Here is a 22,362-nt window from a genome sequence, read left to right as displayed (position 1 = left end):
TATGAACACCGAAAAGGAGTTGAGAGTATGATAAGAGCGCTTGCAGTCATTCTTGTGCTGTGCGGGATTTTTCTCTTTCCCCTCAAGGCTTTTGGTGCCTATGATCCTCCCCTGGACCAGGTCTACCTCTATGTCGATACCGAAGGGGGAATGAGGCCGCCCCTCTATGATCTTGCCAAGGTGCCCCGGTTCTGCCTCTACAGGAGTGGCGAGGTCCTCTATTCCTTTTACAATGAGCGTGAAGGCCGGAATGTGCTCATGAAGGGCTCCCTCGAAACCAAGGAGTGTGAGGAGCTTATCTCCTTTTTCAAGAGCAAGGGCCTCGATGACTGGAGCGAATCGTACGAGGACTGCCCCCTCAAGGATATGCCCACGACGAAGATTATACTGAATCTGGGGAACGGAGACATAAGGAGGATTAATATTGCCGGCCTTGAGTACGCCATGAAGCAGAAGACCATCCCCGAAGGGCTTATCCAGAGCTACAGGAAGATCCAGTTCTTTTCCCTTCCCTCTGCCGTGGAGTATGCCCCCGAGAAGATAGTGCTCTTTGTCAAAAAAGTCCCTGAGGAGCCGAAAGGCCCCGGTGTCCGCATCCACAAGTGGGGCTCCAAGATTGACCTGGCGCCCCTGGCTTCCGAGGCAGGCCTCTCAGGCTACGGGAGCGTCTCTCTCGAGGGCAAGAATGCCAAGAACACCGTGAGGGATCTCAAGGAAAAGGTCCTCTTCTCGAAGCCGGAATACGCTGTCTATTTCAAGCAGGGAAAGGCTTTCTACAGTCTCGGGTACCGCCCCATGCTCCTCCATGAGTATGACAGGACCGAAAAAAAAGAAAAAAAGAAACCCTCAAAGAAGGAAGAGCCACCGAAGAAGGAAGAATAATAAAGATGGGAGTGGATGGGGCCCGGTGGCTCTCACGGACTTCAAACCCGTCGGGGGGGTAACATCCCTGGAAGGTTCGACTCCTTCCCGCTCCCGCCATCTTTTCACCATGCCCCGCCTCTCCCCCGCAGGACCATCTTTTCATGAAAGGAGCCTTTTTCTATGGCGAATTTCATCATGGGCACGGCAGGCCATGTCGATCATGGCAAGTCAACCCTTATCAAGGCTCTCACCGGGATAGACCCCGACAGGCTTCCCGAGGAGAAGGAGAGGGGAATGTCCATCGATCTCGGGTTCGCCCACATGACCCTTCCCTCGGGCCATGTCCTTGGCATTGTTGATGTGCCGGGCCATGAGCGCTTCCTGAAGAACATGCTTGCCGGCGTGGGCGGCTTTGACATGGTGATGCTTGTCATAGATGCCGTCGAGGGAATCAAGCCGCAGACCGTCGAGCACCTCGATATTCTCGAGCTTCTTGGCGTGGGCCGGGGCGCTGTCGTCATCAGCAAGGCCGATCTCGCGCCGGATGGGCTTGTGGAGAAACGCCGCGAGGAGTTCAGCGAGTTGCTGAGGGGCACCTTTCTGGAAGGGGCACCCCTGGTGGCCTTTTCTTCCGTGACCGGCCATGGGCGGGCGGACCTTGATGCCGTCCTGGAGGATATTGCCCGCAAGACGCCGCCCCGTGACGAGCACAAGGAATACCGCTACCCCATTGACAGGATTTTCTCCAAGCAGGGCTTTGGAACGATCGTTGCAGGAACCCTTCTCTCGGGGACCTTGGACAAAGGCGCCCGCGTTTCTCTCATCCCGCCGGGGAGGGAGCTCAAGGTGAGGGCCATCCAGGTTCACAACAGAGAGGTTGCCAGGGCGGTGGCAGGGCAGCGCGTGGCCATCAACCTTGCCGGCCTTGAGCGCCATGAAGTGCAGAGGGGCTTCGAGCTCTCCCCCCCCGGTTTTCTGAAGCCCACCACCATGGTGGACGTGAAGATGAAAGTGATTCCGAGAGCCCCCCATCCGCTCAGGAACAATATTCCTGTGAGGATTTACATGGGTACCGCCGAGTACCTGGGGAAGGCGAGGCTCCTTGAGAAGGCGGAGCTCGTGCCGGGAGAAGAGGGATTTGTGCAGCTTCTTTTCGCAGAGCCCGCAGTGGCCATGAGAGGAGACCGTTTTATACTGAGAAACGCCTCTGCCCTTTTCACCCTGGGAGGAGGCACGGTCCTTGATCCCTATCCCGGGCTCCATAAAAAAGGGAAGGGCGACGTTATCGAAGTGCTCAGGAAAAAAGAAAGTACCGATTATCAAGAGGTCCTGATGGGCCACTTCTCCCAGGCGGCCATGACCGCGCTCCTGGAGAAGGATCTTGCCAGGGCTCTCCAGATAAGCGAAGAGGACCTTCAAAAGGCACTCCAGGCTCTGGTGCAGAAGGAGATCCTCCGCCATTTCCCCGGGAAGGGAAGCTTTGTGCGCCAGAGTGATTACTCTTCTGCCAGGGAAAGCGTCCTGGAGGGCCTGGGGCGCCTTGAGGAGGCCTCACCATCGAAGAGCGGCTGGAGCCGCCAGGAGATAATGAAGATGGCATGCAAAGCGCACCCCGATCTTCTAGAGAGGATCATGGAGGATCTTGTCGCTGAGGGCCTTGTGGCGGTGCGCGGGGGCCTCATGGCACGCCAGAGTCATAGGCCGCGCCTTTCGGGAGCCCATGAGGCCCTCAGGCAGAAGCTGGAAAAGCTTCTGGAGGGGGGGGGATTCTCCCCTGATTTCAGGCCGGAGCTCGTAAAGAAGCTCCAGTGTGACGAGAAGAGCTTCAGGCTTGTCGAGGATTTTCTTATATCCCAGGGGATCCTGCGGAAGGTTCTTCCGGAGTTCCTCATCCATGAAAGCACTTTTAACAAGGCGAAGAAACTCATCGGTGACCGCATAAGGAGCAAGGGGTCGGTGACGGCGGCGGAAGCCCGCGATCTGCTGGGCACCACGAGGAAATATGTCATCCCCCTGCTGGAGCATATGGACAATATCCATTACACGAAGCGCAATGGCGACGTGAGGGTCCTCGCTTAGAGCCGTTTTTCCACGTCGGTCCTGTTGCCGGCTTCATCTATGGCCCTGATTTCCACCACGTTTTTTGAAGAGGCTTCCATGGTGAGGCTGAAGGCCTCGTCCTGCGAGTCAAAGATGCCGTCGCGCGGAATGGCGGCTATCCATGGATCTTTGTTGACTCTCACCAGCACTCCTTTAATCACGGCCAGGGCAGAGGTGGCTCTCCCCTCGAGGGTTATCATTCCGGAGGCCATGGCGCATTTCTCGACGGTCACCGAGGGGGGAGTATTGCAGAGCACGAAGCCCTTGGACACCCCCTGCGCTCCCAGGCTTTCTCCCGGCACCACCGCCGAGATTTTTATCCTCACCGGCCCGTCTTTTTCCTCCCCTGTGCTCCATTCAAAGCGGATGTCGCCTTTCCCCTTGATGGCGTCCTTTTTCTTCGCAGGCTCCCTGAAATGCCTCCTGAGAGCCTTCCAGGTAAGGCCCTCATCGCGGGATATGAGGATGTCAAAGGAAAGCCACTCGGAAGGGAAGTGTTCCACGGACCAGGTGATCTCCTTTTTCCCTCCCCACCGCTCGCCTCCTGAAGGTGCGATGATGCGGACGGCTGGTGTTATGCCGCTTTTTGCATAATAGAGCCAGATTCCCTCGAGGATGGGCGATGACGAGGGCATCGCCGACTGGAGAAGAGCTTTCACCTGGAGGAAATTGCCCTCGGGGCTCGTGATTTTTTCAAGGTGCTCCTGGGGGTGGGGCGGTGACCATTCGCTCCAGGTGCTGTCTGGTACCGGTGCCCTGCCTGAGCGGGTGAATAAGCTCACAGAGCCGTTTTTGTCATCGCGGAGGGTCTTTTTGACCATGCCCCAGCGGCAGAGGCTTTTCGGGTCCAGGACCGGCGACAGGTACTCGCCGCGCTCCGCCTGCTCCCCGCTCATGTGCACGAGCATTGCGGGGTGTGCCGTGGCGGCCCAGAGGCCCCCTTCTTCGGAGGGGAGAAGTGCCGTGAAGGCCCCTGAGGAGGCGGCATAGATCCTTTCGGCGGGGTACCCGCCTCCTGCCCTGTAAAGGCCCCCGCGGTCGCCTGTGCCGGCGTAGACAGCTCCCTTGCCGTCAGCGGCAAGGGAGAGGACCGGTCCCTCGGGGAGATACTGCTCTTTTAGGGAGCCTCCAGGTGCGATGGCATAAAGGGCATTGCCTGAGGCGCACCAGATGGTCCCCTCGTGGCCGAGGGCCATTGCATCGACACACTCTCCCTTTGCGGCAAAAAGCGGTGCAGTGGTGCCTCCCGGTTTCACGGCGACGACGAGCCCCCTGTTTCCCGTTCCCGCGAGGAGGCGGCCTCCCGGGCTCCTTGCAAGGCAGAGGACGTGGTCCTCACAGGTCCGGGCGAGGAGCTCGGCCTCTCCCTGCGGCGTCACGCGGTAAATGGCCCCTGGCCTGCCGGTCCCCGCAAGAAGAGAGCCGTCGCTCTCGGCGGTGAGGGCCCAGAGATAGGGCTCTCGGAAGATCCGGACCAGCTCACAGCGGGAGTCCCTTGTCACCCTGAAGAGCTTTCCATGGGGCGCGGTTCCCACATAGAGGGAGCCGTCCTTGCCCGCGCAGAGGGAGGTAATGAGGGGCTCGTCGATATCTGCATACTGCTGGAGAGACGAGGCACCCTCGGTGAGGGAGAAAACTTTGCCGCCGCTCCCCGCCGTGAAAAGGGTGCGGGAAGCCCTGTCCCAGGCAAGAGCAAGGAATGAAAGCCTGCCATTGGCAGGTATCTCCCTCGAGAGGGGGGCAAGCCTCAGCTCACCTTTTGAAGAGAGAGCCACATTGTGGAAGGTGCCCCGCGCCAGATCGCTCCGCTCGCTCAATGACCACTGCAGCGGTTCCGGAACAAGAGCGCTCTCCTTTTCGCCTTCATCACTCTTCCCGGTGCCCTGATCCTGCTTTCCCGCCCGGGCGTCAGGGGCCTTTGAAGGCTGCGGCTCGGGTTCCCGCGGTGGCGGAATCGGTGCCGTCAATGAGAGGTCGTCAGACGTCCTGGCGGGCTTTTCCTGCCGGGAAGAGAAGGGGATCGACGCGAAGCCTCCGGATGATGCCGTGCTGTCCTTGCCTTCCGGGGAGTCCTGCCTGGCTTTTTTCTCGCCTATCTCCACCTTGAGGGTTTCCATGCCGTTGATGACCCATGGCTCGGCCTGCCTTGACAGGAACACGTCTTTTGAGGCCTGCATGGTGCTCTGCGGTGCGGCGGCGAAGAGTTTCGCCCGTGAGGGGGGCAGGAAGAAAAACTCATCATCGCTCACCAGGGAGGTTTCCCGGGGAAAGACTGCCTTGACGACAAGCTCGTTGTTTTTCTCTCCCTCTTCCACGAAGCGCAGTGCCTGCTCAATCCTCGAAGGCGCCGGCACAGGGATAAGGAGAGACTTTCTCATCCTCAGGGTGCCCTCGCCTCCGCAGGCGCCAATGCGTATGGTTCCCGGCGGGTAATCGGCGGGAATGGGAATGACCACCTCCCTGGTGACCGGTTTTTCCCTGTAAGGCGAGAGCTGTATCTTCACCACCATGGTCTCGCCCGGCATGTAGCGGTCTTTCTCTGTGCTTATGGCCCTTATGGTGGCAGATTTTTTTCCCGCGGTCACGTTGACGTCCATAGAGAGCCTTGTGATCATGACCCGTGAGAAGTCATTCTGCATGATACGGGAGAGATATCTGGTGAACTGTGAGGTCACGGCGCTGTTAATAGATGAGCCTGTGACCACGTCGGTGAATTCCAGCGCCCTGTGATTTTTCAGCTCCACGGCATAGTGTATTTCCGCCGTGGCGTCCCTGAGGGTGGACGTCCTTGAGCCTATTCCCTCCCTGAGGACATCGGAGAGCAGGGAAGCCGTGAGGTAGGGATGCTGGATCACTTTTACGCGGAAGGTCCTGTGGGCCGAGGAATCGCGAAGGGCTATCTCGCAGGGGACGGAAGGCGCCTTTTTCCCGAGGACGCCCCCCACTCCCATGGCCCTATCGAGGGTAAGGGCTCCCACGACACCCCTTGAGGAGGTGAACCTCACGGAGTGGTCCACACAGGGGAGAATTTCCTCGACAGCACCCGAGGTGACGGGGATTTCCACGTCACCAAACTGTGCCATTGAGTGACCGAAGCCCATGAAGCGGCTTCCTTCACAATAGGTGAGGGTCCCTGCCCCTGCAACCTCGAGGTCCCCTGAGAGGAGCTCCACGCCCAGCACGGCACCGGGCACCATGGGGGGCGCGGGGGCATTTTTCCCCTCACTGAGGGCCGTCACAGAGGTCATGATCTGGCAGGCAGGGAGGCTTTTCTCCAGGGAGGCAAGGCTTTCCCTGCTGAAGCCCCTTGCGAATACAAGGCTTTTTACGGGAGAGAGCGGTATGATTCCCTCTTTTTCGAGGCCTCGAAGCCCCGGCGTGATGAGCTGTGCATGGGAATAGCGCCTCCCTTTGATGACCACCGCTTCGGAAAGCGGAGCCTTCAGCGGGGTCCCTGCAGCCCCGCCCCGGCCTTTTGGCGGCTGCGCCGTGAAGAGCTCCTCATACATGTCTTCTGCAGGCGTCATGCCGGCAATGGGAATTTTTGAAAAGCTCCACCCGTAGGAGATGGCTCCGGCAAGGCGGTTGTTCACATAGACGGGCGAGCCGCTCATTCCCGCAATTATTCCGCTCTTGAGGCATGGTCCCCCGTCGATGCGGATAAGGATAAGATCGCGGTCCGCGATGAAGTGCCTTATCACTCCCAGGATGGTCACGGGAAATGATTCGATTTTTGTGCCTGAAAAAACCGAGCGACCGTAACCTTTCATGCCCCTTTTCAGCTCGGCTGCGGGTATGAAGTCAGGGCGGGCCGCTGACGGGAGCGCTGCAATGATAAGAAATAACAGCACCGCCGCCATCAGGAGGGGAATGCGAAAAAGCTTCATAGGTGGTCAGGCTCCGAGGCGAAATGTCAGGGATATTTCGGCACAGTCCCCTCTTTACCCTTCAGGGAGGGAGCCGAACCGGCGCCTGCCCGGGATCGTGCGCTCCACTCCAGGGCATAGGCGGGAATGAGCAGAAACAGGAGCGTGGTCTGGGTATTGTAAAAGACCGTGTCGGCAAGATTGGCCGTGAGAAAGCCCAGGAAGCCCGCCACGAAGAAAGGGAGCATGAGGGGATTCTGATCGTTCTCGCCGATGGTGATGAGGGCGCAGGAGACCTCCAGGACCATCCAGAGGAAGATGATGAAGCCTGCCAGGCCCAGGTACACGGCGATCTGGATATAGAGGTTGTGGGGATGGGGATCGAACATGGTATCCTGGGAGATGATCCCGCTGGCGCTCAGGTCCCGGGAATAGAGAATCTCGAGGGAGGAGAAGGTTCTGTTGGAGAACCCGATCCCCACCAGGGGATGATCACGGAAGAGCTCCCGCGAGATCACCCACATGCGCATACGGCAGCCGAGGCTGCTGTCATTCGTGAAGTGGGCCAGGGAGAAAAGCCGGGACCGGGTGAGCGAGAAGCTGCACATGAGCACAAGGAAGACGGCAGTGAAAGCAAGGACCGCGAAGCGGAGGTTCTTCACCCTGAGGCGCAGGATAAGGTAGGCCGCGGTGACACCAAAGGCTACCCAGCCGCTCCTGGAGTTGCTCAGGATGAGGCCGGCAAGCATGATAAGGAGCATTGCCACCGTGAAGACCCTCTTTCTGGGCTCAAGGCGCAGGTAGCCCAGGGCGAGGGGGATGCCCAGCACGAGGTTCATGGCGATGTGGTTGTGGTGAAAAAAAGGAGTGTCCAGGTGGGTGTTCTGCTGGTACGGCAGGTAGAGGGAGGGAAGGTTGGAGAGCAGTGCGGGCTTCTCAATGATTCCCCTGAGGACGGTGAGGGCGAGGGCCCCGAGATAGTAAGGCCAGAACCGCGAGCTCATGGCGGCAAAATCGCACGAGAGGAGGTAGCGGAAGGTGATAAAAGCCGCAAGAGCCGGCAGGTAGTAGTCCAGCACCATGGAGCAGTCATGGATGGGATTCCAGAGCGCCGATAACGCCGCAAAGAGGCCGAAGAGCAGGAAGGGGTCTTTCCAGGGTGCCCCCTTTTTCCAGTCTTTCTTATAAATGCGGCAGATCAGGTACAAAAAAAAGAGTGGGAAAAAGGATTCCCACGTGGTGCCGTAAAGAGTGAAGAGCGTGTCTCCTCCCCACTTGATCTCCAGCGTTCCCCATCCGATAAGGAGGAGGCTCAAGAGAAAGAGGGTCTCAAGTAATTTTCTCACATGCCCTCAGTACCTGCTAGCTCAAGTTTTTCCTGTCCCTTACCACGATAATCCCGGCAAGGGCTGCCAAAAGAAGGAGTCCCCAGGCGAGGTGAACCTGTCCCGAGGTGGTCTGGGTGGACTGGGCGGGCGCCGCGGCCTGGGCGGCCCCACCTGACGGTGAGCCGGTGGGCGACATCGTCGGGCTCCCGGTCGGGGTCATCGTCGGGCTCCCGGTCGGGGTCATCGTCGGGCTCCCGGTCGGAGTCATCGTCGGGCTCCCGGTCGGGGTCATCGTCGGGCTCCCGGTCGGGGTCCCAGTCGGACTTCCGGTCGGGCTTCCGGTCGGGCTCCCTGACGGGCTCGCTGTCGGCGTGGCAGTGCTTCCACCGGTTACTATATAGACGGCCATCTGGCCTTTCACAGGGGTTATTCCCGTGAGGGACTCAAAGGCGTAGTCGGTCTTTGTTGCCGTGAAGAAGTAGCTCTGGCCGGGATCGACCTTGTAGAAAAAGGCCTTCCCGGTGGCAGTGGTCTCCGTGGCATTCCAGTCCACCACCGAGGGCGTTCCCGTCTTGTAATAGCCGCTTGCAGCGGCCTGAGGATTTGCCGTCGCTATAGCTCCCGAAATGGCCGTGCCGCTCGTCGTCTGGTATGCCACGGTGATATAGCCGTAATTTGCATCATAGGGATGATCGTTGCCCATGATGTTGTTCCAGTCGCTGGTGTTGTAAACCGTTGAGTTGAGGACTGTGCTGGCGCTTCCCACGGCGAAGTTGAAGCTCGTCGTGATGAAGTCGGTTCCTGTCACCTGCATCACATAGTTGCCGACAGGCACATTTTCAAAGAGGTAGTTCCCTGCCGAGTCGGTGACGCAGGTGCCGCTGAAGCGCGCCTGCAGTCTCTTTGAGCCGCCGGTCAGGGTGCATGTGGCCTGTGCCACGGGGGTCGTGCCGTTGGCCGTCGTGAGCTTCCCTGAAACGTTGTACCTTCCAGTCATGGAGCTGCCGGAAAGATTGTATGAAGAGTCTGGATTTCCCTGGTAGCCGCAGCCGATGGGCATAAAAGCGATAAAGCTCATGATGACCAGGATCCCCACAAGAGCGATGAAAATATGCCTTTTTTTCATAGCATTACTCCTTTTTATAGACTCTGGTGCAGATGGAATGTGTTGTAAGGGTATTCTTGCTTCCCGCGAAAAACTCCTTCTGTCGGGGGCTCTTTCGGGAGAGGGCCGGGATTCTGTGCAATCTTGTCATGGGGAGGGAAATGGTGTATACTTGCCTTTAGAGTGCCCGCCGATGAGAGGTGCCGATGGAGAAGGTGAAGAAGTTTTTCAGGGTTGTCACTGCCCTTGCGGTGGTGGCCCTTCTCGCGGTGCTGTTTTTTCAAAGAGGGCTCTTTGACAAGGGGCCCGCCGACGAGGAGGAGCCCGGGAGATCCTCGCCGTCACCTTCGGCCTCATCGCCTTCAAGGGACAATGTGGAGCTTGAGCTTACCAACATGATTTCCCGCAAGGGGGGCACGAAGCACTGGGAGCTTAAAGCCGGCAGGATCAAGGTGAACCAGGTGACCAGGAAAGGCGACGCTTCAGATATCAGCTGCATGTTTTACGATAAGAAGGGAAAAACGGCCATGACGTTCAATGCGAGCGGTGCCGATATAGATCTCAAGACCGAGAGCCTCATGTTCAGGGGAAGGGTGAAGGGAAGCCTCACCTCCGGCGAGAAGCTTGAGGTGGCGAAGCTGAAATGGGACGGGAAGAAGAAGAGAATTTTCGGCTATGGCAGGGTGACCATTACCAAGGGCACCCTGGTGCTCACCGGCACCGATCTCACCGGTGATCCCTCCCGCAATTACTTTGAAATCCTCAGAGATGTACAGGTCCTCTGGAAGCCCGGGCCTCTGTGAGTAAAGACAGGGTCATTACGGCGGAGAGGGCGCTCTTAAGGGAGCGCCAGGAAGTGGGGAATCCTTGAAGCTTGAGATGGAAGGCCTTGTGAAATCATACAGGGGCCGCAGGGTCGTTGACGGCGTCAGCATTTATATCGAGAAGGGCGAGATAGTGGGACTTCTTGGCCCCAACGGCGCAGGGAAGACGACAACCTTTTACATGTCTGTCGGGCTGGTCATGCCGGAGAAGGGATCCATACTTCTCAACGGCAGGGATATCACGCGGTATCCCATGCATGTCCGCGCCCTCATGGGGATGGGATACCTTGCCCAGGAAAACTCGGTCTTCAGGCGCCTCACTGTCGAGGAGAATATCAGGGTCATCTGGGAGATGAGGGATGTGCCCCGGAAAGCGCAGAACGAGCGCCTTCCCAGGCTTATGGAGGAATTCGGCCTCCAGAACCTTATCAGGCAGCCTGCCTATTCCCTTTCGGGCGGCGAGCGCAGGCGCGTCGAGATTGCGAGGGCCCTCGCCACGGACCCGGATTTCATACTCCTCGACGAGCCCTTCACCGGCGTCGATCCCATTGCCGTCTCCGATATCCAGGAGATAATAATGAATCTGAAGGGAAAGGGGATAGGCATCCTTATTACCGATCACAGCGTGAGGGAGACCCTTGCCATCACCGAGCGGTCCTACATCATAAGGGACGGCAGAATCCTTGTGTCGGGCGATTCAAAGGAAGTAGCCGAGAGCCCCATTGCGCGAAAATACTACCTGGGCGAGCGGTTCAGGTTTGATGCCTGGAGCACGGTGGACCATGAAAATTCTTGACCGGTACGTTCTTTCAGAGATGATCTTTCCTTTCTTCTACGGTGTTGCCGCCTTTACGGTGCTCTTCATGTCAGTCTCCTCAAGCGAGATCATCTCGAACATGATTGCCATGGGCTCGCAGAATCTCTCCCTTGTCATGAGGTACATCCTCTGCTCCATGCCGCAGGTCCTTGTCTATACCTTTCCCATGGCCGTCCTTCTCTCGACGCTCCTTGCCTTCGGCAGGCTCTCGGGCGACAGCGAGATAATCGCCATGAAGGCCGGCGGGATAAGCCTTGTCCGCATAGGCATACCGGGCCTTTTCCTCACCTTTGTCATCTCCCTGGTCTCTTTTTATCTTGGCGAGTATGTCGTGCCCGATGCCAATTATACTGCCACCAATATTCTCATAAGGCAGATCGTGCAGGAGGCCAAGAGCGAGAGGGAGAACCTCATCATCTCCGATGTTGATGAAGAGGGCACCGAGCGCCGCATATTCGCCAAGAGCCTTGATGAGGAGCGGGGGCTTCTGCGCGGCGTCGTCATCTTTTACTTCAGGAACAATCACCGTCTCAGGGAGGTCTATGCACCCAAGGCCGTATGGGAGAACAACATCTGGAGGCTCATTGACCCGAGAACCTATGATTTTGATGAGAACCAGGGTATTAAGTACGAGTCCAGGTCGGAGGTGGGGCGCCTGCCCATCGACGTGGGCCCGTCAGAGCTTGCGAAAAGGGACCGCAAGCCCGAGGAGATGAACAGGACCCGTCTGAAGAGAAAGCTGGAGGTCATGAAAGTCGTGGCTGCCAAGTCCGGCTCCAATGACACATACTCCCGGACGTACCGGCGGATGATGGTCATTTTTCACCAGAAGCTCTCCCTTCCCTTCACCTGCATGGTCTTCGGCCTTTTCGGGATCCCCCTGGGCCTGCGTCCGCACAGAGCCACCACCTCCATCGGCCTGGGCCTCTCCCTGGTCTTTATCCTTCTCTTTTATGTCCTGATGACAGTGGGGAGGGCCCTTGGAGAGAACGGCACGCTCCCTGCCTGGCTGGGATCGTGGGCGCCCAACGTCATCTTCGGGGGCCTTGGCCTTGGGATGCTCCTCAAGGCGGCGAAAACCTGATGGAAGGAATGCTATGGTAAGAGGCATCTTGATAATTGCCCTTGTGATGTGTGTCGGCGGGATCTTTGCGTACCTGGGGAGTGAGTTCGGCAGACGTGTGGCCCGCCGCAAGATCAGCTTCCTGGGCCTCAGGCCCCGCTATACGTCGCTCCTCATCATAGTGCTGGTGGGAATGTTTGTCACCCTCTTCACCATTACTGTCATCTCCTTTTATTCTCAGAGGGCCCGCATGGCTCTTTTCGGCATCAGGGAGCTTGAGTCACAGAGAGCCCTCCTTCTCGCGGAGATTGAGGAGCTCAACAAGGGCAGGGGAAGCGCCGCCCTTTTCCGCATGAACGAGCCTTTTGCCTTGACTGTCGTGCCACGGGGCGAGGGCGATTCGGCCCGGGAAAGGCTCGTGGCAGGCCTTATCGAGGCCGCCTCAAGGGAGGTGGAGCGCAGGAACAGCCAGCAGGCCCTTTTTCTCAAGGCCAATCTCCTTCCGGGAGGGAAAAGGAAGGATCTTGTCACCCTCTCCCTCGCTGAGCGGGAACGCCTCATGGAGGACCTCTCGAGGGCCACGGAGAACGAGGTGGTCCTTGCCTGCGCGGGGAACAATGCTTATTACGGCGACAAAGTCTCCCTGCGGTTCGTGCGCTACCCCAACCGTATCCTTTTTAAAAAGGGCGAGAAGCTCTTTGTGGCTCACCTCGAGGGCAAGGCAACGGAAGAGAAGGTCTTTTTCGATCTGCTGGATTTCATGAGGCAGGTGGAATACCGGGCCGAGCGCCGGGGCATGGTGAGAGTCCCCCAGTCTCAGCCCCTTGTGGACATCCCGATGGCCCAGGTGCTTGCCGCTGTCAAGGAGATAAGGGGATGGGGCACCTGGGTGGAGGTGTCGGCCCTGGCCCGCAACGACCTTGCCGCGTCGGGGCCCCTGAGCTTCATCCTCAAGATCACGCCCCAGTGAGCGTTACTTGTATTTTCCGAGATTTTCCTCTATACTATAGTAAAGAGTCTGAGGTGCGTCAGTATGGAGGCCGGAACTGTCTGCTGGGGAATATATAGTATATAATATGCGTCGGTAAAGAATAAAGCGGGGAATAGGAACGCCATGGCTGAGGTATTCAATGAGAAGGTTTCTGAAGGTCCCCACACCATGAAGGAAGCAGAGGAAGTGATCCTTTCCCTTGATCCCGGCAAGGAAAAGTGCGGCCTTGCCGTCGTGTCGGAGACCCTTCTGGTCAAGGCAAGGAGAGTGGTGCAGACCTCGGCGATTCTCGATGAGCTCGAGGCCCTCATAAAAAAGTACGGGCCCCGGAAGATCCTTATAGGGTCAGGGACCTTCTCGAAGAAGCTCAGGAGCCTTATCAAGGGGAGCGCCATCACCCTTCCGCTGGAGGTCATCGATGAAAAGCACTCCACCGAGGAAGCGAGGAGAAAGTATTTCCGGGAGAATCCTCCCCGGGGACTGTGGAGGCTCATACCGACGACGCTGCAGGTTCCCCCGAAGGCCTATGATGATTACGCGGCCATCGTGCTTGCGGAAAAATATTTCGGCGAGGTGAAGAGAAATGAGAACAGTGCCTAAAGCGGCAGTGATGGCATTGCTTTTTCTGGCCATCGTGGCCTGCGCGTCTCCCCGCGCCGCCGCGGCGCCCATCATAGGCTACATCATGGAGTCGGCGGGTGCCGAGCAGTTGGGCATCACGAAAGATGAGTACAAGTTCGGCAAGGGCGTCGAGGCGGCACTTGTCGTCGTGGAAGGCACCAAGATGGAGACCAGGACCAACATCATGGGGTGGTTCTGGTTCAACGACCTCCCCGACGGTGTTTACAATATTGCCGCCATCAAGGAGGGATATTATCCCGTCACCAAGCAGGTGAAGGTCGAGGGCCGCTCTCCCGCGAGCGTCACCATAGTGCTCACGGCAAAGAGGCAGGCGCCCTCCCTCTCGGGGGGCGGGGGCACGTACGAGAGCTCCCGTGTGACGATCCCCAATGCCGTGTACGTGGCTTTTGCAGCCATCACCGCGCCGGGATCAAGCGCGTCGAGCAAGACCGGGATTCCCGGACCCGGGAGCAACATGTCAACCCTTCAATACCGATCTGCCATCGCCGCCGGTGCCGATCCCGACTCCCTTACGGGCTTCGCCCCGCCGGAGATGCATATGAACCCGGGCGGGGCATACAGCTTCCAGACGCCGGTAAACTATCATCCCAACAGCATCACCGTGATGGACCCCAACGCGCCGAAGGAGATGACCTTCGTGAACCTCGCCTCCAAGCCCTACTGGGTGGCCTTTGACAACTCGGGCTCAAAGCTCTTCGTCTCCACCGAAACCCAGTACATCACCGTCATTGATGTGCCCAACGGAAACAAGGTCCTGGGCTCCGTCCCCACGGGCGGCATCGTGACGGACATCGCAAGGGGCCCCGACGGGAACGTCTATGTCTCCGTGTCGGGCACCAACCCCGGCGTGCTGGTCATCTCGGCGCAGACCAACACCGCCCTCAGTTATTACCGCGTGAGGGCAACCCGCATCGGGAGCGATGCCCAGCCCAGGGCCCTTGTCGTGGGAGCTGACCGTATCTACGTGGCCCTTGCCACGACTTCTGCCGGTGAAGTGGTGGCCCTGAACAGGGTGGGAGGGTCCGTCATCGGGGCCTGCGAGGTGGGAGCCTTCCCCCAGGGAATCTGCATGACGCCCAGCGGCCAGTACCTCTTCACGGCCAATTACAATGGCTGCGATGTCTCGGTGGTGGAGACGGCCCGCATGGCCCACCTGGGAAAGATCAGGGTGGGCGTGCAGCCCATGAGGATAGTGGCGTCGCCGCGAGGCGACAGGGTCTATGTCACCAATTACGGATCCAACTATGTCTCTGTCATTGACGCCCGCTCGGGCGCCGTTGTGGCAACCGTCAACACAGGAAAGGGCCCCATGGGCCTCGGGATTACCTCGAGCGGCACCAGGGTCTTCGTGGCAAACAACCTGGAGGGCACCGTGACGGTCATCAATACCGAGGTGAACAGCGCCATCCAGACCACGACAGCCTCGACGGTGAGCAGGCCTTTCGGCATCGCCGTGAGGCCCTGACCCGCCCGCCCACCCCCGCCCACCCCGCCCCCATGGTGCGTGAAAAGGACTTTGCTGAATTTCAAAGAACAATAATAGGTCACGGGCGGGAGAGCCCGCGGGAAACCGCGGGGGCCCTTACCGGCCCCGAACAGTAAGGAAGTGCTTTCTATGCTGCAACTGGTAAAAAAACTCTTTGACGGAAATGAGCGCGAAGTCAAGAAGCTGGAGCGCGAGGTCCTGAAGATAAACGACCTTGAGCCCGCCATCAAGGCCCTCAGCGATGAGGAGCTCCGGGCGAAGACCAGGGAGCTTGCAGGGCTGGTGAAGGAGGAGGACTCTCTTGACGAGATCCTCCCCGAGGCCTTTGCCGTCGTGCGCGAGGCTTCGATAAGAACCATAGGTCTCAGGCATTTTGACGTGCAGATGATAGGGGGAATGGTGCTCCACCAGGGAAGGATAGCCGAGATGAAGACGGGCGAGGGCAAGACCCTTATGGCGACGCTTCCCGTCTACCTCAACGCGCTCCTGGGCAAAGGCGTCCATATCGTGACGGTCAATGACTACCTGGCCAAGCGCGACTGCCGGTGGATGGGCCCTGTCTATTACTCCCTGGGCCTCTCGGTGGCCTGCATCCAGCATGACTCGGCCTTTCTCTACAACCCGAGCTATGAGAATGAAGACGAGAGCCTTCAGTCGCTTGAGCCTGTCCCCCGCCGCCTCGCGTACATGGCCGATATCACTTACGGCACCAACAACGAGTTCGGCTTTGACTACCTGAGGGACAACATGGTGCTCTCCATAGAGGACTGCGTGCAGCGCGACCTCCACTATGCCATCGTTGACGAGGTGGACTCGATCCTCATCGACGAGGCAAGGACTCCCCTCATCATATCGGGCCGCGGCACCGAGAGCACCGAGCTCTACATAAAATTCGCCCGCCTTGTGAAGCGCCTCACCAAGCAGAATGACTACACCGTCGATGAGAAGGCCCACTCGGTGCCCCTCACCGAGGAGGGCGTGGCCAAGGTCGAGAGGGAGCTCGGCATCACCAACCTTTATGATAACGAGCATATGGAGCTTGCCCACCATATAAACCAGGCCCTCCGTGCCGAGGAGCTCTACAAGAAGGACGTGGAGTACGTTGCCAAGGACGGCGAGATCGTTATCGTGGACGAGTTCACGGGGCGCCTCATGTTCGGCCGGCGCTTCTCCGACGGCCTCCACCAGGCAATCGAGGCCAAGGAAGGCCTCAAGGTCCGATCTGAGGACCAGACCCTCGCCTCCATCACCTTTCAGAATTACTTCAGGCTCTATAGAAAGCTCGCCGGCATGACGGGCACGGCCATTACCGAGGAGAAGGAGTTCAGGGACATCTACACCCTTGACGTCGTCGTGATTCCCACCCACAGGCCCATGGTCCGCGCCGATCAGCCCGACCTGGTCTACAAGACGGAGAAGGCCAAGTTCGAGGCCGCCGTGGAAGAGATAACGCGCCTCCATGAGAAGGGCCAGCCCGTGCTGGTGGGGACCCGGTCCATAGAAAAGTCCGAGGTCCTTGGCCTCATGCTGAAGCGCAAGGGCATCCCCCACCAGATTCTCAATGCCAAATACCACGAGAAGGAGGCCATGATCATCGCCCAGGCGGGCCGCAGGGGCGCCGTCACCATCGCCACGAACATGGCGGGCCGCGGCGTGGATATCCTGCTGGGGGGAAATCCGCCTGACGCCGCGATGGCCCAGGAGATAATAGGCCTCGGGGGGCTCTTTATCCTTGGCACGGAGCGCCACGAGTCGCGGCGCATCGATAATCAGCTCCGGGGGCGCTCGGGACGCCAGGGGGACCCCGGGGCGTCGCGCTTCTACGTGGCCCTTGAAGACGAGCTGATGAGGCTTTTCGGCTCCGAGAGGATCTCAGGCCTCATGGATCGCCTGGGCATCGAGGAGGACGTGCCCATCGAGCACAAGTGGATCTCCAAGGCCATAGAGAACGCCCAGCAGAAGGTGGAGATGCACCACTTCGACATAAGGAAGCATGTCCTTGAGTACGATGACGTGATGAACAAGCAGCGCGAGACCATCTATAACGAGCGGCGGAGGATCCTCACCGGAGAAGACCTGGGACCTACCATCATCGGCATGCGGGAGGGGACAATCGATGCCATGGTGGAGCTTTATGCTCCCGCCCATGTCCATCCCGACCAGTGGGATCGTGAAGCCCTCCTCAAGAGCTTCAAGGATGCCTTCCCTCTCCCCTTCCCGGTAAAGCTCACGGACCTTGCCACCAGCAAGGTCGAGGAGCTCAGGGAGCTTCTGCTGAAGTGGGCCTGCGATGCTTACGAGTACAAGGAGAAAACCCTCACAAGCGACGTGATGCGCCAGCTTGAGCGCTTCGCCCTGCTTCGGATCCTCGATGAGAAGTGGATTGACCACCTCTACTCAATGGATATCCTCCGCGAGGGAATTGGCCTTCGGGCTTACGGGCAGAAAGATCCCCGGATCGAGTACATCAACGAAGCCTTCGATGCCTTTGAGGCCCTCAAGGAGAGGATCCAGGAGGAAACCATAAAGTTTCTCTACCGCGTGCAGGTCCAGGTGGGCCCCCTCAAGGAAACGCGCAAGGCCCGCGAGACGCGTATCAACAGGGGCGAAGACGGAGGGGTCCCGGTGATGGCGAGGCGCGGGCAGAAGGTGGGAAGAAACGAGCTCTGCCCCTGCGGGAGCGGGAAGAAATACAAGAAGTGCTGCGGGAGGTAGCAATGGCCACACCACTGGAAAAAGATCTGGAGACACTCGAGAAGAAAATCCTGCGCATCAAGGAGTATCTTTGACCTGGCGGGCGCACAGGCACAGGCGGCGAAGCTTGAGCGCGAGCTCAACGCCCCCGGCCTCTGGGATGACGCGAAGAAGGCCCAGGATCTCTACGAGGCCCTCAACCGCTCGAAAAGCGTCATCGAGACCTGCGAGACCCTGGGGAAAAGCCTCGATGATATAAAGCTTTACCAGGAGCTTGTCGCCGAAGGCGACAGCTCGGCGGTCCTCGAGTTTGACAGGGAATATGAAGCTCTCATGGAAAGGCTCGCCCTGTGCGAGCGGGAAGCCCTCCTCTCGGGTGAGTATGACAGTGACAACGCCATTCTCTCCGTCCACGCCGGTGCCGGCGGCACCGACGCCCAGGACTGGGCCGAGATGCTTCTCAGGATGTACCTCCGGTGGGCCCAGACCAAGGCCATGAAGACCGAGGTGGCCGACACCTCGTGGGGCGAGGAGGCCGGCATCAAGTCAGCCACCGTGATGATCTCAGGGCTCCGTGCCTACGGCCTCCTGAAGGCCGAGCGGGGAATCCACCGCCTCGTGCGCCTCTCCCCCTTTGACGCCGCCCACAGGCGCCACACCTCCTTCGCCCTCGTGGAGGTGATCCCCGAGCGCGACGACAAGATAGATATAAAGATCAACCCCGATGATATCATGGTAGATACTTACCGGAGCTCCGGCGCCGGCGGGCAGCATGTCAACAAGACCGATTCGGCCGTGCGGATCACCCACATCCCCTCGGGCCTCATCGTGCAGTGCCAGAACGAGCGCTCCCAGCATTACAACAGGGCCACGGCCATGAAGATCCTGAAGGCCCGCCTCTTTGAGCTCGAAAGGCAGGAGCAGGAGAAGAGGCTCGTGGAGCTCCGCGGCGAGCACAAGGATATCGCCTGGGGGAACCAGATACGCTCCTATGTGCTCCATCCCTATACCATGGTGAAGGATCACCGCACCTCCTGGGAGAACGGGAATATCCAGGGAGTCCTTGACGGCGACCTCGACGGCTTCATCCAGGCTTATCTTGAGAAGGAGGCCATCGCCGGCTAGAGACGGGCACCTCCTTCCCCATGCCGCTCTCCGAAAATTCGTGGAATTCGTGTTATCTTTACAGGATATTTATAGGATCATGGATAATCCATGAAGGCTTATGAAAAATTTTTGCAAAAAAAATTTTTGTAAAGAAGGAATCGGATCGCCCTGCAAAGAATATATCTTGAAATTTTTGCTTTCTATGGGCAGATGCTCTAGAAGAGCATAATACTGCACCTGGTGCAAATAAGGGAAAGAAAGGAGGCGCAGGTAAGGGAGAACTCCCGGGCGCCGGTGCGCTTTTCGAGAAGGCCTCAAGGGGAAAAGAGGAGCTAACCAGGATACTCCTTCAGGACCCCCGCGGGCCAAAGTAGTAAAACGAATCACAAAATAACCAAGGAGGTTAAATATGAAGAAGTATACCTGGCTTCTGGTTGCAGCAATGGTCTTCATGCTGATGACCCCTCTCTATGCTGCACCGCTTTTTGGCGATGTACCCGATGAACACTGGGCGAGAGACGCTGTGGCCAATCTCGCAGCGAAAGGCTTAGTGGAAGGCTATCCCGATGGGACCTTCAAAGGCGACAGAGCCGCAACCCGTTACGAACTCGCGATGGTCGTGGCAAGATTCCTTGCCAAGAACGATCAGGAGCACGCAACCTTCGCCACCAAGGCAGACCTTGAGGAGCTCAGGAAGCTCGTCATGCAGCTGAAAGATGAGTTAGATGCTCTGGGAGTCCGCGTGACAAACTTGGAAGAAAATGTAAGCAAACTCGACAAGAGAGTCACCGAGCTTGAGAGAATCACCTTCTACGGCGAAATTGACAGCATCCTCGTGACCCAAGGCTTCCAGAATTGGGGCTCAAGCAGGGCCGAGTACCACGTCGGCACCAATGCCTTCGGCCCGACACTTGGCTTCAATACCGTTACCGGAACAGTTACTGCTCCCGCTGCCACCACTTACTATCAGCAGTGGAATCAGTCGGTGAATTCCGGTCTTTACGCCAGCACGGCACCGAACTATATGCCTCTTTACAGCTACATACCCGCCAACCCGACAGTGGCACCCGCTTTCACGAGCTATAACAACGGTGTCCAGTTCAACGGCGCGAACCACACATACAACCAGCTGGTCGGCAATGTCGGCGGCGCCAACATTTCGCCTTACTGGTATGGCAACTTCCCCGTGGCTGACTACAGGAACGGCAGGCCCCTCACCAGCGGGACCGGCTTCTCAATGAAAGCCACCCTCGGCATCAATGCCAAGATCAATGACGAGATCGATGCAGGCCTCGAGCTTGCCGCTTACACCTCGATGGGCGACCCCGTAGTGGATGCCTTCTACGGCGTGTCAGCTCCTTACCTCTGCAACCCGTTCACCGCCCAGATCCTCAACCAGGGTTCATCATGGACCGGCCAGGGTTCGAGCAACCAGCCCTGGACCAGGATGGTCCTCGACAACTTCTGGGTAAAGCACAAGACTTCAGGGATCAAGCTCATCGGCGGCTCCTTCGGCGAGCTCAGCATGGACAACATCCTTTACGCCGGCGTTCCCAACCCGAACGTGAACGGCCCCCAGTACCTCAACAACTACGGCTTCAGGGTGTTTGGCTCCTGCCACTTCCTCGCTGACATGGACTGGGAAGTCTTCGCCACCAGGCTTGCTGATGCCGATCCTTACAGGGGAGCCGGCCTTTTGAACAGCACTGCGATATTCCCCGCTCTTATCGGTCAGAACCTCACCCAGTACGGGAGCGATTACAACAACTGGGCCTACGGTGTTGATTTTGGCTGGCGCTTCGGCGGCGGCAATTTCAAGCTCGGCTTCCTGAGAGCCACCAATGACATGGTTTCCAATTTCGGGAGCGGCTTCCTGGGCAGCGCTGCCGGCATAGCCACCACTGGCGCCGGTCCTTACGGCACCAATGGTATTTACACCTACACCGGCGCCAACGGGCTCATCAATCCTACGGGCTTCAACGGCCAGACCAATCCCTTCGGATGGGTCAATCCTTCAGGCTGGTACTCAGTGCAGCTCGCCGGCGGCAACCCCGGCGGCACAGCCCCCAGCGTAGTGTCTGATCCCGGCTGGATCAACAAGTCCCCCATCTTCACCTACGGTGCAGGCACCAACGTGAACACCCCGCACCTCAACGGCAACGACGGCGCAATGGGCGGCTACGGCCCCCAGGAGACCACCAACTGGAACGCCAAGTTCAGCTACAAGTGGGATCCCAGCCAGCTCCGGTTCTTCATCGAGTACGCCGCGAGCACCTGGAGACCTAACATGAGCTCCTCCTTCTCGAGAACGGGCGGAGCAGGCAGGGCCGGCCTCGGCGCCACCCTCGCCCAGGGCAAACTGGACCTGGACCTCACCTACAAGTCAGCCCAGGCCTGGTATGATCCGTTCACCCTCCGCTATCCCGTGGGCGTGAACTCAATGTGGAGATTCCCGAACATGTCCTACTTCCCGAACATGTATCAGCTCCACGATTCAGACACCTACCCCAACAACAGGATGGGCTGGAAATTCAAGGTCACCTACCGCTTCCCCGACGAGAAGGGTAAGATGTGGGCTTGGTACGAAGGCCTTCAGCAGGTCAACACAAGCGTCTATGACGTGAGATACTACACAGGCGCAATCAGCGGCGTGGCCGCTGTCAACCTGGTGCCCAACAGCCTCGTGATGGGTTACACCCCGGGCTTCATTGACCCCGTGTTCACTCCTTACGCAATGGGCACTTACTACAACTGGAACTCAGCTGCACCGGCTGCAGTGGCAAACTGGGGCGCTCCCATTGAGGATCCCAGAGGCTTCCAGAACAACTGGGGCCTCGGCGTGGACTACAAGTTCCCCGAGTCAGGCCTCATTGTTGAAGCCAACTACTACGACACCAACTTCAGAAGGTCAACAGGCCTTGTCGTGAACGGTCTCTACAACCTCGGTTCCGGCGCCTATAACGTCGGTGCCGCACCGAGCGCCAACAATGTGAACCTCTCGCTCAGGGGCTTCCATCTCGGCCTCCAGTATCCGTTCAACGAGAGATTCACCGGCAGGATCGGCTATGACTGGACCAACTTCATCGGCCACTATGATCCCAACAACATTTACTGGCTCTACGCGATTGCCACTGGCAGCTCAGGGTTCACCAATGTTGATACCGTGCAGTCGATTCCTTACCTTGGCTTCGACTACAAGATCAACAAGAACACCGAGTGGGGCCTCAACATTCAGTTCTTCAACACCACCGACAGGATCGGCGCAGGCCTCCAGCCCACGACGAATGTCACGACGGCTGTCGGCTCGTCATACTCAAACTGGAGAAACACCAATCCCTTCAGCTGGAATGGCGTGCAGATCATGACGGAGTTCAAGGTAAAGTTCTAAATCTTTACGCGTGAGTAAAGAGAGAGCCCCGCGAAAGCGGGGCTCTTTTGTTGTACAAGAGAGAAACTTTTTTCGTTCACGGGGGTC

Annotated in this window: 14 protein-coding genes and 1 tRNA gene; 12 read left to right on the top strand and 3 right to left on the bottom strand. The window is 58.4% G+C overall.

Going from position 1 to position 22,362, the window contains the following annotated elements:
- Window positions 1-27 precede the first annotated feature (27 nt).
- The 3 genes from RDV48_08940 to selB all read left to right on the top strand — a co-directional run bounded on the left by RDV48_08940 (window position 28) and on the right by selB (window position 2,943).
- Complete coding sequence (locus RDV48_08940; GenBank protein MDQ7822904.1) at window positions 28-882, top strand: hypothetical protein; 855 nt, start codon at window positions 28-30, stop codon at window positions 880-882.
- Between the two features lie 7 nt (window positions 883-889).
- Window positions 890-981 (top strand) — tRNA-Sec (locus RDV48_08935).
- Between the two features lie 63 nt (window positions 982-1,044).
- Entirely contained in the window at window positions 1,045-2,943 is a 1,899-nt protein-coding gene (selB, locus tag RDV48_08930; GenBank protein ID MDQ7822903.1) for a selenocysteine-specific translation elongation factor, read from the top strand.
- Here selB and RDV48_08925 read toward each other — a convergent pair.
- The 3 genes from RDV48_08925 to RDV48_08915 are packed head-to-tail and all read right to left on the bottom strand — an operon-like array spanning window position 2,940 to window position 9,284.
- The gene (locus RDV48_08925) at window positions 2,940-6,851 is read right to left on the bottom strand and encodes a hypothetical protein (protein MDQ7822902.1); all 3,912 of its coding nucleotides are present in this window, start codon (window positions 6,849-6,851) and stop codon (window positions 2,940-2,942) included. The genes selB and RDV48_08925 overlap by 4 nt on opposite strands.
- A 26-nt stretch (window positions 6,852-6,877) precedes the next feature.
- Window positions 6,878-8,176 (bottom strand): O-antigen ligase family protein, encoded by a 1,299-nt coding sequence (locus RDV48_08920; protein ID MDQ7822901.1) that lies wholly within the window; start codon window positions 8,174-8,176, stop codon window positions 6,878-6,880.
- Window positions 8,177-8,192: 16 nt separating this feature from the next.
- Window positions 8,193-9,284 carry a carboxypeptidase regulatory-like domain-containing protein gene (locus RDV48_08915; protein MDQ7822900.1) on the bottom strand — a complete coding sequence of 364 codons (1,092 nt, stop codon included), beginning with the start codon at window positions 9,282-9,284 and terminating at the stop codon, window positions 8,193-8,195.
- Window positions 9,285-9,469: 185 nt separating this feature from the next.
- Here RDV48_08915 and lptC point away from each other — a divergent pair, with 185 nt between their 5' ends.
- The 9 genes from lptC (at window position 9,470) to RDV48_08870 (ending at window position 22,275) form a co-directional block, all read left to right on the top strand.
- Window positions 9,470-10,066 (top strand): LPS export ABC transporter periplasmic protein LptC, encoded by a 597-nt coding sequence (gene lptC / locus RDV48_08910; GenBank protein MDQ7822899.1) that lies wholly within the window; start codon window positions 9,470-9,472, stop codon window positions 10,064-10,066.
- 76 nt (window positions 10,067-10,142) lie between these two features.
- A complete protein-coding gene (gene lptB, locus RDV48_08905; protein MDQ7822898.1) occupies window positions 10,143-10,883 on the top strand; it encodes an LPS export ABC transporter ATP-binding protein in 741 nt (246 codons plus the stop codon).
- The gene (locus RDV48_08900; GenBank protein MDQ7822897.1) at window positions 10,870-11,988 is read left to right on the top strand and encodes an LptF/LptG family permease; all 1,119 of its coding nucleotides are present in this window, start codon (window positions 10,870-10,872) and stop codon (window positions 11,986-11,988) included. Before lptB ends, RDV48_08900 begins: the two co-directional genes overlap by 14 nt.
- 13 nt (window positions 11,989-12,001) lie before the next feature.
- On the top strand, window positions 12,002-12,937 hold the full coding sequence (locus tag RDV48_08895; GenBank protein MDQ7822896.1) for a DUF3084 domain-containing protein: 936 nt from the start codon (window positions 12,002-12,004) through the stop codon (window positions 12,935-12,937).
- Window positions 12,938-13,081: 144 nt separating this feature from the next.
- Window positions 13,082-13,558, top strand: coding sequence for a pre-16S rRNA-processing nuclease YqgF (locus RDV48_08890; GenBank protein ID MDQ7822895.1), 477 nt, complete (start codon window positions 13,082-13,084; stop codon window positions 13,556-13,558).
- Complete coding sequence (locus RDV48_08885; GenBank protein MDQ7822894.1) at window positions 13,542-15,065, top strand: carboxypeptidase regulatory-like domain-containing protein; 1,524 nt, start codon at window positions 13,542-13,544, stop codon at window positions 15,063-15,065. The genes RDV48_08890 and RDV48_08885 overlap by 17 nt, the downstream gene beginning before the upstream one ends.
- A gap of 150 nt (window positions 15,066-15,215) precedes the next feature.
- Window positions 15,216-17,801 carry a preprotein translocase subunit SecA gene (gene secA / locus RDV48_08880; protein MDQ7822893.1) on the top strand — a complete coding sequence of 862 codons (2,586 nt, stop codon included), beginning with the start codon at window positions 15,216-15,218 and terminating at the stop codon, window positions 17,799-17,801.
- A gap of 2 nt (window positions 17,802-17,803) precedes the next feature.
- A protein-coding gene (prfB, locus tag RDV48_08875; GenBank protein ID MDQ7822892.1) for a peptide chain release factor 2 occupies window positions 17,804-18,905 on the top strand; the annotation gives its coding sequence in 2 pieces (ribosomal slippage) (window positions 17,804-17,872 and window positions 17,874-18,905; 1,101 coding nt in all).
- Window positions 18,906-19,296: 391 nt separating this feature from the next.
- Complete coding sequence (locus RDV48_08870) at window positions 19,297-22,275, top strand: S-layer homology domain-containing protein (protein ID MDQ7822891.1); 2,979 nt, start codon at window positions 19,297-19,299, stop codon at window positions 22,273-22,275.
- The last annotated feature ends 87 nt before the right edge of the window (window positions 22,276-22,362 follow it).

Source organism: Candidatus Eremiobacterota bacterium, assembly GCA_031082125.1.
Taxonomy (GTDB): Bacteria; Vulcanimicrobiota; CADAWZ01; order CADAWZ01; family Ess09-12; genus Ess09-12.
This window is presented reverse-complemented; position numbering and strand designations above follow the sequence as displayed.